Origin of the sequence: Streptomyces sp. NPDC019937, from assembly GCF_040631655.1 — a bacterium.
Taxonomy (GTDB): domain Bacteria; phylum Actinomycetota; class Actinomycetes; order Streptomycetales; family Streptomycetaceae; genus Streptomyces.
Genome location: NZ_JBEYAL010000013.1, coordinates 53,333 through 69,744, shown reverse-complemented (window position 1 = coordinate 69,744; position 16,412 = coordinate 53,333). Strand labels below are relative to the sequence as shown.

Below are 16,412 nucleotides of genomic sequence, written 5' to 3'. Positions count from 1 at the left end.
CACATCGCGCGCACCCACCCCACACCATCCGCACAGAGAGAAAGGGCCCACCATGGCCGACATCGCCGAGGTCACCGCCACCCCCAGCCCCGCCCTGCTCACCCCGGACAACGCGGTGATGCTGTTCATCGACCACCAGCCGCAGATGTTCTTCGGCACCGGCAGCCACGACCGCACCGCGATCATCAACTCCGCCGTGGGCCTGGCGAAGGCGGCCAAGGTGTTCGACGTGCCCGTCGTGCTGAGCACCGTCGCCGCCGAGACCTTCTCGGGCCCGCTCCTCCCGCCGCTCGCGGATGTCTTCCCCGACCAGAAGGTCATCGACCGCACCTCGATGAACGCCTGGGAGGACGTGGCGTTCGTCGAGGCCGTCAAGGCGACCGGCCGCAAGAAGCTCGTCGTCTCCGGGCTGTGGACCGAGGTGTGCCTGGTCCTGCCGGTGCTGTCCGCCATCGCCCAGGGCTACGAGGTGTACGTGGTCACCGACGCGTCCGGCGGCGTCACCCCGCAGGCCCACGAGCACGCCGTCCAGCGCATGGTGCAGGCCGGTGCCGCCCCCGTCACCTGGGTGCAGGTCCTGCTGGAGCTGCAGCGCGACTGGTCGCGTACGGCGACGTACGGCCCGGTCATGGACGTGGTGAAGGGCCACGCGGGGGCCTACGGGCTCGGGGTGCTGTACGCCCAGTCCATGCTCGGCGAACACGCCGCCGGCTGAGGCCCGTTCAGAACCGATGGCGGCCACGGCGCCGCCATCGGTGTACCGACCGCCGAGGAGCGGACCGATGAGGATGCGCAGACTGCTGACGGACGCCGCCCGGACCCTGGGGCCGCGCGTGACGGACCGCCATGGCCCGCTGCCGCCGCTGCTGCTGGCGCTGACCGTGGTGACGGGGCTGGTCGACGCCGTGAGCTACCTGGGCCTCGGCCATGTCTTCGTCGCCAACATGACCGGCAACGTGGTCTTCCTCGGCTTCGCCCTGGCGGGCGCCCCGGGCCTGTCCGCCCCGGCCGCCCTCGTGTCCCTGGGATCCTTTCTCACCGGCGCGTTCGCCGGGGGCCGCGTCGGCGCCCGGCCGCCCGCGCACCGGGGGCGGCTGCTCGCCGTCGCCACCGGCACCCAGACGGCGCTGGTCGCGGCCGCCACCGCCGTACCGGCGCTCGCCCCCGGTGGCCTGGCGGCCACGGAGGTCCGTTACGCCCTGATCGTGCTGCTCGGCCTGAGCATGGGGCTCCAGAACGCGGTCGTACGGCGCCTGGGCGTCCCCGATCTGACCACCACCGTGCTCACCCTGACCCTGACCGGTCTCGCCGCCGACTCCGCCGCCCCCGGCGGGACCGGTGGCACGGCCCGCCGCGTGCTGTCCGTCCTGGCGATGTCCCTCGGAGCGCTCACCGGCGCCTGGCTGCTGCCGCGCCACGGGCTCGCCGCCACCCTGGGGCCGGCTCTGGCGCTGCTCGCCGTCACCGCCGTCGCCACCCACCGCCTCTCGTCCGACGACGCGGTCTGGGCCCGGCCGCCGGGAAGCTGAGCGGTCGCGTCCGCGGGCTGATTCCGGCCGCACTTTCCGGCGACACACCGCCTGCGCAGGGAAATCGGAATCCGGAATGTGCTCCGCCGATTGAGCCCGGCCCACCTGCTCCAGCGGTTTACCCAGCGGGACTCCCGCTGGGTAAATGGTGTATTCGAGGGGCACAAGGGACGCCGGTGGCGCGTTCTCTTCCGCCCCGGCTTACGAAAGGTACATCAATATTTAACAAAGGAAGAGAGATAAGGTGCCACGATCGATCTCCCCACCTATGGCGAGATCCAGCCCGTCATGGCAGGTACGGCGCTCGCAACTTGTTGACGGCTCAGTAACCGGATCGCTAATTTCGCCTCCGCGTCGTTCTGTGTAAAAGGCGCAAGCCGTACGTTAGACGTGCATGTCAGAATTATCTCCCTTTCGCGGCTCCAGCGATTTATCCGGAGAAAACATGTCATCCGTTGCGTATCCTGGCGATCTTGTTATAGGTATCACTCCGTTTGAGGAACCGGACCCCCGACTCGCCGCGGCGGTCAGCCGCGCGGGCGGTCTCGGCGTCCTCGACCTGGGAACGACGCGCCGCACAGCACTGGACGCGTGGGAACGCGTCGACGACTGGGTGCCCGACGGACGCTACGGGGTGCGCGTGACGGCGGGCTGCCCCCTCACGCCCGCGGATCTGCGGTACGCCGCACCACCGGACACCGGACCCCCGGGGAACGGCACCGGGCCCGGACCGCACACCGTGGTCCTCGGCGTCGGCGCGCCCTGGCCGCTCGCCGCCGTCGCCGCCCACCACCGCGTCCTGGCCGAGGTGACCGACCTGGACCAGGCCCTGGCGGCGGTCCGGGCCGGGGCGCACGGGCTGATCGCCCGGGGCGGTGAATGCGGCGGCCCGGTCGGCGAACTGAGCACCTTCGTCCTGCTCCAGCGGCTCCTGGCCGAGCCCGGGGTGTCCGTACCGGTGTGGGCCTGGGGCGGCATCGGCCCGCGCACCGCCGCCGCCGCGGTGATCGGGGGCGCGGCCGGGGTCGTCCTGGACACCCAGCTGGCCCTGCTCGCCGAATCGGGGCTCCCCGAGGACCGTGCCGCGATGCTCCGGCCGATGGACGGTTCGGAGACCACGGTCGTCGACGGGCACCGCGCGCTGCGCCCGCGGGCCCGCTCCCCGCACACCGGGCCGCCCCTGCCGGTGGGTCAGGACGGGTTCCTCGCCGCGCGCTTCGCGGAGCGCTGGCAGGACACCGGCCGCGCCGTCCGGGGCATGACCGACGCCATCCGCGCCGCCGTGGAGGACGCCGTACGGGATACGGCACACCAGGCCGCGCCCCAACTGCCCGTCGCGCAGGGCCCGATGACGCGGGTCAGCGACCAGGCGGGGTTCGCCTCCGCCGTCGCGGCGGACGGCGCGCTGCCGTTCATCGCGCTCGCCCTGGCCGGACGCGACCAGGCGCGCACCCTGCTGGAGGAGGCCGCGGCCGCCCTGACCGGCCGCCCGTGGGGGGTGGGCGTGCTCGGCTTCGCCCCGGAGGAGATCAGAAGCGCCCAGCTGGAGGCCGTACGGGAGATCCGCCCGAGCCACGCCATCATCGCGGGCGGGCGGCCGTCCCAGGCCGCGGCGCTGGAGCGGGACGGCATCACCACCTATCTGCACGTGCCCTCGCCCGGACTGCTGCGCCAGTTCCTGGAGGGCGGGGCGCGGCGGTTCGTCTTCGAGGGCTCCGAATGCGGCGGCCATGTGGGGCCGCGCGCGAGTTTCCCGCTGTGGGAGGCCCAGCTCGCGGTCGTCGAGGACTTCCTCGACGACCCCGCGCACTCCTCCGGCGGCGCAGGTCTCGAGGTCTACTTCGCCGGCGGGGTGCACGACGAACGGTCCGCCGCGATGGTGGCCGCGCTCGCCGCCCCGCTGACCCGGCGCGGCGTCGCCGCGGGGCTGCTGATGGGCACCGCGTACCTGTTCACCGAGGAGGCCGTCGCCCACGGCGCCGTGCGACCCCTCTTCCAGCGCCAGGTGCTGGCCGCCGAGCGCACCGCGCTGCTGGAGACCGCCCCCGGCCACGCCACGCGCTGTGTGCCGAGCCCCTTCACCGAGGGCTATCACGCCCTCAAGGAGCGGCTGCGGCAGGAGGGCGTACCCGACCGGGAGCTGTGGGAGCGGCTGGAGCGGCTGAACGTCGGGCGGCTGCGCATCGCCAGCAAGGGCCTGGAGCGCGGCCCCGACGGCCGGTTGACCAAGGCCGACGAGCAACGCCAGCTCTCCGACGGCATGTTCATGGCCGGGCAGGTCGCGGTGCTGCGCTCGGCCACCACCACCGTCGCCGCGCTGCACCACGCGGTGGGCCCGGCAGCGACGGACTTCCTCACCGCGCGGGCCGAGGCGCTGCGTACACGGCTGGGCGTGGAAGCGGCCCCCGCGACGGCACCGGCGCCCGCGCCGCTGGACGTGGCCGTGGTCGGCATGGCCTGCATGTTCCCGCAGGCGCCCGACCTGGCCTCGTTCTGGGCCAATGTGGTGGGCGGCGTGGACGCCATCACCGAGGTGCCCGCCGAGCGCTGGGACCCCGCCGTCCACTACACCGGCGACGAGGACGGCGCCTCCGCCTCGCGGTGGGGCGGCTTCCTGCCGCGCATCCCCTTCGACCCGCTGCGCTACGGCATCCCCCCGGCCTCCCTCGGCAGCATCGAACCCGTCCAGCTGCTGGCCCTGGAGGCCGCCCGCCGGGCGCTGGACGACGCCGGGTACGGCGACCCCGGGGACGGGCGCCGGGACTTCGACCGGTCGCGCACGTCCGTGGTGTTCGGCGCCGAGGCGGGGAGCGACCTGTCCAACGCGCAGACGCTGCGCGCCGTCCTGCCGTCGTACTTCCGCGAGGTGCCCGGGACTCTGGCCGAGCAGCTGCCCCGGCTCACCGAGGACTCGTTCCCCGGCATGCTCGCCAACGTCATCTCCGGGCGGATCGCCAACCGGCTCGACCTCGGCGGCGCCAACTACACCGTGGACGCGGCGTGCGCGTCCTCGCTGGCCGCCGTCGACGTCGCCTGCAAGGAGCTGACCGCCGGCACCAGCGACCTCGTCCTGTGCGGCGGCGCCGACCTGCACAACGGCATCAACGACTATGTGCTCTTCTCCTCCGTCCACGCGCTGTCCCCGACCGGCCGTTCCCGGGCGTTCGACGCGTCGGCCGACGGCATCGCGCTCGGCGAGGGCGTCGCGTGCGTCGTCCTGAAGCGGCTCGCCGACGCCGAACGCGACGGCGACCGGATCTACGGCGTCATCAAGGGCGTCGGATCCTCCAGCGACGGCCGCTCGCTCGGGCTGACCGCCCCGCGCCCCGAGGGCCAGCGGGCCGCGCTGGAGCGCGCCTACGCGGGCGCCGGGGTCTCCCCGGCCGAGGTCGGCCTGGTCGAGGCGCACGGCACCGGTACGGTCGTGGGGGACCGTACCGAACTCACCGTCCTCAGCGAGGTGTTCGCCGAGGCCGGGGCGGCCCCCGGCGGCTGCGCGCTCGGCTCCGTCAAGTCCCAGATCGGGCACACCAAATGCGCCGCCGGGCTGGCCGGGCTGGTGAAGACCACGCTGGCGCTGTACACGGGGGTCAAGCCGCCGACCCTGCACCTGACGCGGCCGGGCCCGGCGTGGGACGCGGAGCGCGGCCCCTTCGTCTTCCACACCGAGGCGCGGCCCTGGGCCACGGCGCCCGCGCGCCGGGTCGCCGGGGTCAGCGCGTTCGGCTTCGGCGGGACCAACTTCCACGTGGTGCTCGCGGCACACGGCAAGGGAGCGCCGCCCCCCGCGCACACGCTCGACGCCTGGCCCTGCGAACTCTTCCTCTTCCGCGGGGCCGACCGGGCGGCGGCGCTGCGCGCGGTCGAGGAGACGCTGCGGCAGGTCGGGGCCAACGACACGGCGGGGCGGCCCTGGCGGCTGCGCGACCTCGCGCTGGCCGCCTCCCGGAGGGCCGACACCGGCCACGAACCGGTGCGGGTGGCGGTGGTGGCCACGGACCTGGACGACCTGGCCGAGCGGTTACGGCGGGTGCTGGCGGGCGACGTGTCGCCCGCCGGGCCGCCGAGACCGGGCGGCGTGGACGACGGACTGCACATCGCCCCGGACACCGGCCCCGGGGAGCCGGTGGGGAAGGTGGCCTTCCTCTTCCCCGGGCAGGGCAGCCAGCGGCCCGGGATGTTCGCGGACCTGTTCGTGGCCTTCCCCGAACTGCGGCGGCACCTCCTCCACGAGCCCGGCCACGCCGGTGCGCTGTACCCCCCGGCCGCCTTCGACGACGCCGGGAAGGCCGCGCAACACGCCGCCCTCACCGACACCCGGGTCGCCCAGCCCGCCCTGGGCATCGTGGGGCTCGCCGCCCACACCCTGCTCACCTCGGCCGGAGTGCGGCCCGAGATGGCGGCCGGGCACAGCTACGGCGAGCTGGTCGCGCTGTGCGCCGCGGGCGCCCTCGACCCGCGCACCCTGCCCCGGCTCAGCGCCGAGCGGGCGGCCGCCATCCTGGACGCCGCCGGCCACGAACCGGGCACCATGGCCGCCGTGACCGCTCCGGCCGGCACCGTCGAGCGGTTGCTGCGGGAGGCCGGGCTCGCCGGCCAGGTGGTGGCCGCCAACCACAACGCGCCACGGCAGACCGCGATCTCCGGCCCCGAGCGGGAAGTGTCGGACGCGATCAAGCTGCTGCGGGAGGCCGGACACACCGTCCGGCGGCTCCCGGTGGCCTGTGCCTTCCACAGCCCGCTGGTCGCCGGGGCCGGGCCGCGCTTCGCCGAGGCGCTGGCCGGACACGCCGTGGCGAGCCCGGAGTTCCCGGTCTGGGCCAACCGCACCGCCGCACCGCATGGCGCGGAACCGGACGCCATCCGCGCCGAACTCGCCGCCCAGATCGGCGCCCCGGTCCGCTTCCAGGAACAGATCGAGGCCATGTACGCGGCGGGCGCCCGGATCTTCGTCGAGGCCGGTCCCGGCACCGTGCTGACCCGGCTGGTGGCGGAGATCCTGGGCGACCGGCCGCACCGTACCGTCGCCTGCGACCCGCGACGGGCCCGCACCGAGGCGCGGCGGAGCGGCTTCGAGGGGCCGCGTGGCTTCCTCGACGCCCTCGCCCAGCTGGCCATCGCCGGGATCCCGGTGCGCACGGGCTGGCTGTTCCACGGCCGGGACGCCGTGGACGCGGCGTCCACCGCGCCGCCGAAGCGGCCCGGTTGGACGGTCGACGGACAACTGGTCCGCACCGCGGACGGTGACCTTCTCCCCGGTGCGCTGGCACCGGCCCGACGTGTCGTGGAGGCGACGGTGAGCCAGACGGACCGCAAGGGCGAGGGCGGATACGGGGACCGGGACGCCCTGATCGCCGAATACCTGAGAACCAGCCGGGAGATGATCGCCGCCCAGCGCGACGTCCTGCTCACCTACTTCGGCGGGGCGCCGGGCGAGCGGCCCGCGGCGCCACCCCCGGCCACCGCCCCGCTGCCCGTGGCCGCCCCGGCCACCGCGCTGCCCGAGCCCGTGGCCGCTTCCGCACCCGCCACCGTCGTGCCCGCCCCGGAGGAACCGGCCGCCGCGCCCGCCACCGGGGCCGAGGTCCTGCGCGCGGTCTCCGAGATCATCAGCGAACGCACCGGCTACCCCGTCGACATGATCGAACCCGATCTCGACCTCGAAGCCGACCTCAGCATCGACTCCATCAAACGCGCCGAGATCGCCGGTGAGCTGGCCCGGCGCCTCGGCGTCGCGGGCGCCGGAACCGCCGCGCTGGGCGACGAGGAGCTGGAGGAGCTGGCCAAGGCCCGTACGACGGCGGCCGTCACCGACTGGCTCACGGCCCGCCTCGCCCCCGCCGCCGCGCCTCTTGCCGAGCCCGCCCCCGCGCCCGCGGCCGAACCCGTGGCCGGGCCCGCCGCCGTGCCGGGCGTGGCACCCCGGCGCATGCGGCTGGTGCCCGTACCCCTGGACGAGCCGGAGGGCACCGGGCCGCTCGACCTCACCGGCAGGCGTTTCGCCCTGCTCGGCGGTGACACGGCAGGCGTGGCCGACGCGGTCGCCGCCCGGCTCGCCGGACACGGCGCCCGGACCGTCACCCTCGCCGCGGGCCATCTGCTCGCCGAGGAGGACGGCCCGGTGGACGGTGTGCTGCTGCTCGACCCGCTGGCCGGGTCCGGCGCACCCCTGCTGCCCGGGGCGTTCGCCGTACTCCAGGCGGCACTGCGTCGCGCGCCACGCCGGCTGCTCGCCGTGCGTACCGCCGATCCGCTCGACCCGCGCCCGGCCGGGCTGCGCGGGGTGTTCCGTACGGTGGCCAGGGAATACCCGGACGTGGCCGCCACCTTGGTGGAGCTGGCCGCCGAGGCGCCCGTGTCCGCCGACGGCGTGGCCGGGGCGCTGCTCGACGAGCTGTCCGCTACCGACCGCACGCCCGTCGTGCTGCGTGCCGCCGACGGACGCCGCCACCGGCTGGACCTCACCCACGCCCCGCTCGGGCCGCTCGCCGCCTCGGGCGCCGGGCCCGCCGGGGACGGCGCGGCGGAGGCCGCCGCGCTCGGCCTGGACCGCGACTCCGTCGTGGTCCTGGTCGGCGGGGCGCGCGGCATCACCGCCCGGTGCGCGATCGCCCTGGCGTCCGCCGCCCGCTGCCGGATCGAACTCCTCGGCCGCACGCCCGAGCCCACCGGCCCGGAGGCCCCGGACACCGCGGCGGCGCACGACGAGACGGCGCTGCGCGCGGCGCTCGCCGCCCGGGGCGGCGCGACACCGGCCGGGATCGAGCGGGAGGCCGCCCGGATCCTCGCGGGCCGCGAAGTCGCCTCCACCCTGGCCGAGTTGGGCGCGCTGGGCAGCCGGGTGCGCTACCGCTCGGTGGACGTACGGGACGACGCGGCGGTCCTCCAGGCCGTGAAGCAGATCCACGCCGACCACGGGCGGCTGGACGGCGCCGTGTACGCGGCCGGTGTCATCGAGGACCGGCTGATCGCGGAGAAGCCCGCCGAGTCCTTCGGGCGGGTCTTCGGCACCAAGGTGGACGGCGCGCGGACCCTGCTGGACGCGCTCGCGGAACTGCCCGAACCCCCTTCGTTCACCGTGTTGTTCGGCAGCATCTCCGCCGCCCTCGGCAACCGCGGCCAGGTGGACTACGCCGCGGCCAACGACGCCCTGGAAACCCTCGGCGCACGGTGGCGGGCCCGCACCGGCCGCCGGGCGCTGACCGTGCACTGGGGGCCGTGGGCCCCGGTCGGCGCCCACGCCGGCATGGTCACCCCGGAGCTGGGCCGGGAGTACGCCCGGCGCGGCATCTCCCTCATCGACCCCGAAGAGGGCGCGCTGGCGCTGCTGCGCGAGCTGGCCTGGGGCGATGAGCCGGACCAGGCCGTCGTCTACACCGCCTCGGGCTGGTGACCATGACGGCACGTCCGCATCCGTCTCCGGTGGCCATCGTCGGAATGTCGGTCCTGCTGCCCGGCTCCCCGGACCTGGACACCTACTGGCGCAACCTGTCCGGTGGCGTGGACGCCATCACCGACGTCCCGGCCGGGCGGTGGGACGCGGGGTTCTACGACCCGCGGGGCGGTGGCAACGGCACACCGGCCGCGCCCGACCGGGTGTACTGCCGCCGGGGCGGCTTCGTCGACGCGTACGCGCACGTGGACGCCGCCCGCTTCGGCATCATGCCGAACTCGGTCTCCGGCACCGAGCCCGACCAGCTGATCGCCCTCGGTGTCGCGGCGGCCGCCATCGCCGACGCGGGCGGCGACGACCACCTGCCCGACCGGGAGCGGGTGGGCGTCGTCCTGGGCAGGGGCGGCTACCTCACCCCCGGGCTGGTCCGGCTCGACCAGCGGGTCCGCACCGCACACCAGCTCGTACGGACCCTCGGTGAGCTGCTGCCCGGCCTCGGCCCCGGCCACCTTGACCGGATCCGGGACGCCTTCACCGAACAGCTCGGCCCGGACCGCCCGGAGACGGCCATCGGGCTGGTGCCCAACCTGGCCGCCTCCCGCATCGCCAACCGGCTCGACCTGCGCGGGCCCGCGTACACCGTGGACGCCGCCTGCGCGTCCTCCCTCGTCGCCGTCGACCAGGCGGTGGCGGAGCTGGCCTCCGGGCGGTGCGACGTGATGCTGGCGGGCGGTGTCCACCACTGCCACGACATCACCCTGTGGAGCGTCTTCACGCAGCTGCGCGCCCTGTCGCCGAGCCAGCGCATCCGGCCCTTCGACCGCGCCGCCGACGGCCTGCTGATCGGCGAGGGCACCGGTGTGGTCGTCCTCAAACGGCTCGCCGACGCGCGGCGCGACGGCGACCGCGTCTACGCCGTCATCCGCGGCACCGGCGTGGCCTCGGACGGCCGCGCCACCGGCCTGGTCAACCCGGACCCCGGCGGCCAGACCCGCGCCGTACGGCAGGCCTGGCGCGCCGCGGGCCTCGACCCGCGCGAAGCGGACTCGATCGGGTTGCTGGAGGCGCACGGCACGGCCACCCCCGCCGGGGACGCGGCCGAACTCACCACGCTGGCCGAGGTGTTCGGGCCCGGCGGCGCGCCGGACGGGTCCGCCGTCATCGGCTCGGTGAAGTCGATGATCGGCCACACCATGCCGACCGCCGGTGTCGCGGGGCTGGTCAAGGCCGCCCTCGCCGTCCACCGCGGGTGGCTGCTGCCCACCCTGCACTGCGACGACCCGCACCCGGGGCTGGCGTCCACCCGCTTCCGTACCCTCGACGCGGCCACCCCCTGGGAGGCGCCCGTGCGGCGCGCGGCGGTCAACGCCTTCGGGTTCGGCGGGATCAACGCGCATGTGGTGCTGGAGCAGGAGCCGGCCGCGGGGGTGAAGCGGCGCCCGGCGGCCCTCGTGACCGAACCCGAACGGGTGCTCGCCCTGGCCGTGGACACCCCGGAGCGGCTGGCCGAACTGCTCGCCGCCGACGACGCGGCCGTACGGGCCACCGCGCCCGCCCCCGCTTCCGGGCGGGGTGCCCGTACGCGGCTGGGCATCGTCGAGCCCACCGCCAAGCGGCTCGCCCTCGCACGGCGCGTGGTCGCCAAGGGCCGCCCGTGGCGCGGCCGCAACGACGTCTGGTTCACCCCCGAACCCCTGCTGAGCAGCCCCGCCGGGAAGCTGGCCTTCGTCTTCCCCGGCCTGGAAGCCGAGTTCGAGCCCCGCACGGACGGGATCGCCGAGTACTTCGGCCTGTCCCGCCACACCGGCGGCCGCCCGGGCGAGCGCTACGGCGAGGCGGCCCGGGCGGGCGACATCGGCCGCCACGGCGTCGGTGTCTTCGGCGTCGGACGCCTGCTGAACGCCGCGCTCGGACGGATGGGAATCGTGCCGGACGCGATGGCCGGACACAGCGTCGGAGAGTGGTCCGCGATGGCCGCGGGCGGACTCTACGCGGGCGAGGCCGTCGACGCCTTCCTCGACTCCTTCGACCCCGACGCCCTGCGCGTCCCCGGTGTGACCTTCGCCGTCCTCGGCACGGGCGCGGAACGCGTCCTCACCGCGCTCGCCGAGCGGCCGGAGAACCGGATCGTGCTCTCCCACGACAACGCGCCCAGCCAGTCCATGGTGTGCGGACCCCGGGACGACGTCGAGGAGTTCGTCCGGGCGATGCGCGCGACGGGCGTGATCGCCCAGGTCCTGCCCTTCCAGTCCGGCTTCCACACGCCCATGCTGGCCCCCTTCCTCGACCCCATCAGAACCCTGGCGGAACGCTTCGAACTGCTCCTGCCACCTCGCGTCCCCGTCTGGTCCGGAACCACCGCCGCGCCGTATCCGGACACCGAGGCCGGGGTGCGGCGGCTGTTCGTGCGGCACCTCCTGGAGCCGGTGCGGTTCCGGCTGCTGATCCAGGCGCTGCACGACGCGGGCTTCCGCGCGTTCGTACAGATGGGCACCGGCCAGCTGGCCTCGCTCATCGGCGACACGCTGCAGGGCCGCGACCACCTCGTGGTGGCCGCCAACTCCCCCCACCGCGACGGCGTCGCCCAGCTGCGGCGCGTCGCCACCGCGCTGTGGACGGAGGGCGCGCCCGTGGACCCCGCCCTCCCGCGCCCCGGCGCGAGGGCGCGTGCGGCGCGGCCATCGGCCCCGGTGCGGCTGAACCTGGACGGCGCGCTGATCTCGCTCGGCGAGCGGCGGCTGGGTGAGCTGCGGGATGCGCTGAGGTCGGTGGGGGAGGGGGCTTTCCCCACCCCGCCCCTTCCCGAAACCGAGGGGCTCCGCCCCCCGGCCCCCCACCACGCCTGGCCACCCCCGGGCCCGGTTCAGGCCACACCGCCGTACCCGGCCGTGGCGAGTGCGGACCGGGCCGTGCCGCCACTCCCGGCGACAAGCGCGCCGTGCCCGCAACCGGTGGCCGGCACCCACCACACCGTGCCGCTGCAGTCGGCGTCGGGCCCGCCGTACGCCGCGTCGTCGCACGCGATGACGGCGGGCGCCGCCCAGGCCACACCGCCGTACGCGGTGGTGGCGGGCAGGGGCCGGGCCGCGCCGCCGCTTCCGGCGGCGGGAACGGATCAGCCCGAGGCGCCGCACCCTGCGACGGCGGGCACGAGTCGGGCCGTGCCGCCGTACCCGGCGGCACTGGCGGGGCAGGCCGTGCCGCCGCACCCGGCGACGGCGGGCTCAGGTCATGTCGCACCGGACCAGGTCCAAGCTTCGCCGCACCCGACGTTGGCGGGCACGGCCCAGGCCACCCCGCCGTACCCGGCGGCGACGGGCGCGCCGCGCCACCCCGCGCCGCCGTCTGTGGCGGCGGGAACGGATCAGACCGCCGCGCCCTGGGCTGCCGAGCTTGACGCGCTCCTTCGGGAGACGGCCGATGTGGCGGTCGAGGTGGTCGCGGCGGGGCGGGCCGGGCGGGCTTCGGCTCGTGCGCGTCGCTACGACGTGCGGGTCTCCACCGAGGCCATGCCCTACCTCCGCGATCACTGCTTCTTCCCGCAGCGTCCCGGCTGGCCCGATGAATCCGACCGGTGGCCCGTGGTTCCGGCCACCACGATCGTCCAGCACCTCATCGACGCGGCGGAGCACGCGGCGGACGGCGGCGGGGTGGCCGTGGCCGTGCACGGCGCGCGCTTCGATCAGTGGGTGACCGCGACGCCGCCCAGCACCGTCGCGGTCACCGTGACACCGTCCGCCACCAACCCCGCCCACTACACCGCCACGTTCGGCCGCAGCGCCCGTGGCACCGTCCAGCTCGCGCCCCACTATCCGGCCGACCGCCCCGCGCCGTGGCGTGTCGACCCCGCCACCGAGCGGGTGCCCGAGCACACCGCGGCGCAGATCTATGGCGAGCGCTGGATGTTCCACGGCCCGGCGTTCCAGGGGCTCACCCGGTTCACCGCGATCGGCGAGAGGCATGTGCGCGGCACGATCACCACACCGGCCGCGCCCGGGGCGCTCCTGGACAACGTCGGGCAGCTCCTCGGGTACTGGATCATGGCGACGCACACCGAGCGCTCCGTCGTCTTTCCCGTCGGGATGCGCCTGATGTGCTTCTACGGTCCGCCTCCTCGGCCGGGCACCGAAGTGGAGTGCCTGGTCAGGATCGTCGCGCTGACCGATGCGGCGCTTGAGGCCGATGTCCAGCTGCTGGCCGACGGGCAGGTGTGGGCGGAGCTGCGCGGCTGGCACGACCGCCGGTTCGACAACCATCCCCAGACCCGCCCGGTGGAGCGCTTCCCGCAGCGCAATACACTGTCGCAGGCCCAGCCGGGTGGCTGGTCACTGGTGTACGAGCGCTGGCCGGACCTGGCCTCGCGGGATCTGATCATGCGCAACCACCTGGGCGGCGCCGAGCGTGCCGAGTACGCGCGGCAGCCGCCGCTCGGCCGCAGGCAGTGGCTGCTGGGCCGGATCGCGGCCAAGGACGCGGTACGGCGGTGGCTGTGGGAGCAGGGGGAGGGGCCGGTCTTCCCGGCCGAGATCCGGGTGTGCGAGGACGAACGCGGCCGCCCGTACGCCGTCGGCGTCCACGGCCGGACCCTGCCCCCGCTGCAACTGACGCTGGCGGCCCGGGCCGAGGCCGGGGTCGCCCTGGTGGTGCCGCGCCACCCGGACAAGCAACACGGCACCGGCATCGGCATCGGCATCGAGGAAGTCGCCGACGGTGGCGAGCCGTTCGGCCCGGCCGAGCGCGAACTCCTCGCCTCCGTGGCCGCATCGGACACCAGCCACACGGTCCGGTGGGCCACGGCCTTCCGCGCCGCCAAGGCGGCGGTGGCGAAGGCGGACGGCACCGGCCGGGACGCCACCGTGGTCGGTGTGGAGCCGGAGGACGCGGAACACGCGCGGCTCACCGTCGAGGTGGCCACCGCCACCGGACACCGGCCGCGCCGCTACCGGGTGTGCTGCACGACGACCGCCAACCCGTCCGGGTTGCCGGGCAGGGAGTACGCCGTGGCCTGGACGACCGGTCCGGGCCACCGGGATCAGGACGAGGAGACCGATCAGTGACCACCGTCGAACCCACCGCCCCGGCGCCCGCGCCCGACACACCGGCCGCGCCGGCCGTGCTCGCGGACGTCGCCGGAATGCTCCGGGACATGCTCGACGAGGACGGCCTCGACGACATCGAGGTCACCATGGACACCCGCTTCACCGATGACCTGGAGCTGGAGAGCATCGACCTGGTGACCCTGGCGGGCACCCTTCAGGACCGGTACGGGCAGGAGGTCAACTTCGCCGAGTTCGTGGCGGACCTGGAGCTGGACGAGATCATCGGCCTCACCGTCGGGCAGCTCGTGGAGTACATCGTGCGGTGCCTCAGAGTGGCCGAGGGGAGCTGACCCATGGCGATGATCCACCTCGGTGGCCCGCCCGGCACCGGCGACGGACCGGACGGTATCCGCCTGCACGTACAGCGGCTGTCCCCGCCGGGCGGACGGCCGCCCACCGCCACCGTCGTGCTCGTCCACGGCCTGCTCACCGACTCCCTGGCCAGCTGGTATTTCACGGTGGCTTCGGACCTGGCCGCCGCCGGGCTGGACGTGGTGATGTACGACCAGCGGGGGCACGGCCGCAGCGAGCGCCCCGGATCCGGCTACCGGCTGGAGACGTTCGTCAGCGACCTGGAGCGGCTGCTGGACCAGCTGGACATCACCACGCCCGTCCACCTCGTGGGCAACTGCTTCGGTGGCACGGTGGCGTACGGCTACGCCCTGCGCCACCCGGAACGGATAGCCGGTATCGCGACGATCGAGGCGAAACCCGCCACCGAGAGCTGGCTTGCGGACATCAGCGGAATCATGCGGCGCGTCGTCGTCGAACTCGTCGCACACGAGGCGGAGTCGCTGGCCTGGGTCACCGCCCACCGGGGCGCGCACACCGCGCGGCTGGCCAAGTCGGCGGCCCGGCTGGTGCGTACGACCACGATCGCCGAGGACGTGGCGGCGAGCCGGACGGTGAGCGAGGAGCAGGTCCGCTCCCTGCGCTGCCCGACGCTCGCCGTGTACGGCGCGGACTCCGAACTCGCCGCCGAGGACGGATGGCTCAAGACGCTGCCGCCCGGCACCCGCACGGTCATGCTGCCGGGGGAGGGGCATTCGGTGCTGGCCGAGGCGCCCGCGCGGATACGCGCACTGCTGCTGTCCTGGATCCGCGAACAGGGGACCGCCGTCCCGGTGGCGGCCGGGGCCGAGGGAGCTGATGTCTCATGACCGTGACGTCCCCGGGCCGCCGCTTCCTCTTCGTCGTGCCGCCGCTCGTCGGCCACGTCAACCCGACCGTCGGCGTCGCGGCCGAACTGACCGCCCGTGGCCACCAGGTGGCCTGGGCCGGGCTGCCGGAGGTCGTCCAGCGGCTGGTCGGCCCCGGCGCCACGGTCCACCGCTGCGCCGGGCCGGTGATCGGCGAGGGCGGGGCGGAGCGCCCGCCCGAGGTGCGCGGCCCGGGCGCGCTGAAGTTCCTGTGGGAGGACTTCCTGGTGCCGCTCGCCGAGGCCATGGCCCCCGGCGTGGCCCGGGCCGTCGAGGAGTTCCGCCCGGATGTGGTGGTGGCCGACCAGCAGACCGTGGCGGGCCCCCTGGTGGCCGAGCGGCTGGGCGTACGGTGGGCCACCTCGGCCACCACCTCGGCGGAGTTCACCGGCGCGCTGGACGGCATGCCCAAGATCGACGCCTGGCTGGACGGGCTGCTGGCCGGGGTGCGGGACCGGATCGGCGACCCGCGCGGCACGGCCGACCCCCGGTTCTCGCCCGATCTGGTGCTGGCGTTCACCACCGAGGAGCTGGCCGGGCGGCCCGTCCGGGCGGCCGACCACATCCGGTACGTGGGCCCGTCCATCGCCGGGCGCCCGGACGAACCCGACTTCCCGTGGGAGTGGCTGGACCCCGCCCGCCCCACCGTCCTGGTCACCCTCGGCACCGCGAACACCGACGCGGGCGCCCGCTTCCTCGCCGCGTCCCGGGAGGCCGTACGCGCCCGGTCCGACCGCTTCCAGACGGTCATCGTCGATCCGGCGGGCACCCTCGGCCCCGTGGCCGAGGAGAGCGACAAGAACCTGCTGACGGTCCCGCGGATCCCCCAGCTGCGCCTGCTGGAGCGGGTGGCGGCGGTCGTGTGCCACGCGGGACACAACACCGTGTGCGAGGCCCTGTGGCACGGTGTCCCGCTCGTGGTGGCCCCGATCCGGGACGACCAGCCCGTGGTGGCCGCCCAGGTGGTGGCCGCCGGCGCGGGCGTCCGGGTCAGGTTCGGCAGGGTCCGGGCGGCGGCGCTCGGCGAGGCCGTCGACGCCGTACTGGACGAACCGGGCCACCGCGCCGCCGCCGAGCGGGTCGGCGCGTCCTTCCGCGCGGCGGGCGGCGCCCGCGCGGCCGCCGCCCACCTGGAACGACTGGCCGCCGCCCCGGCCGCCACCCACCCCACCACCACCCCCGAGGGGGGAAC

General features: G+C 75.3%; 6 protein-coding genes and 1 pseudogene. All 7 read left to right on the top strand.

The window, feature by feature from the left end; translation table 11 throughout:
• The first annotated feature begins 52 nt into the window (after positions 1-52).
• Positions 53-715 (top strand): hydrolase, encoded by a 663-nt coding sequence (locus ABZ562_RS15390; RefSeq protein ID WP_361478618.1) that lies wholly within the window; start codon positions 53-55, stop codon positions 713-715.
• A 73-nt stretch (positions 716-788) separates the two neighbouring features.
• Positions 789-1,529, top strand: a complete 741-nt coding sequence (locus tag ABZ562_RS15385; RefSeq protein WP_361478880.1) for a YoaK family protein — start codon at positions 789-791, stop codon at positions 1,527-1,529.
• 445 nt (positions 1,530-1,974) lie between these two features.
• The gene (locus ABZ562_RS15380; RefSeq protein ID WP_361478615.1) at positions 1,975-8,922 is read left to right on the top strand and encodes an SDR family NAD(P)-dependent oxidoreductase; all 6,948 of its coding nucleotides are present in this window, start codon (positions 1,975-1,977) and stop codon (positions 8,920-8,922) included.
• Between the two features lie 2 nt (positions 8,923-8,924).
• Positions 8,925-13,979, top strand: coding sequence for a beta-ketoacyl synthase N-terminal-like domain-containing protein (locus ABZ562_RS15375; RefSeq protein ID WP_361478612.1), 5,055 nt, complete (start codon positions 8,925-8,927; stop codon positions 13,977-13,979).
• Between the two features lie 77 nt (positions 13,980-14,056).
• Positions 14,057-14,311 (top strand): phosphopantetheine-binding protein, encoded by a 255-nt coding sequence (locus ABZ562_RS15370; RefSeq protein ID WP_234357018.1) that lies wholly within the window; start codon positions 14,057-14,059, stop codon positions 14,309-14,311.
• Between the two features lie 3 nt (positions 14,312-14,314).
• On the top strand, positions 14,315-15,181 hold the full coding sequence (locus ABZ562_RS15365; protein ID WP_361478609.1) for an alpha/beta hydrolase: 867 nt from the start codon (positions 14,315-14,317) through the stop codon (positions 15,179-15,181).
• Positions 15,178-16,365 (top strand): annotated as a pseudogene (locus tag ABZ562_RS15360) (glycosyltransferase); the annotation flags it as partial. The gene ABZ562_RS15365 and the pseudogene ABZ562_RS15360, both read left to right, overlap by 4 nt.
• Between the last annotated feature and the right edge of the window lie 47 nt (positions 16,366-16,412).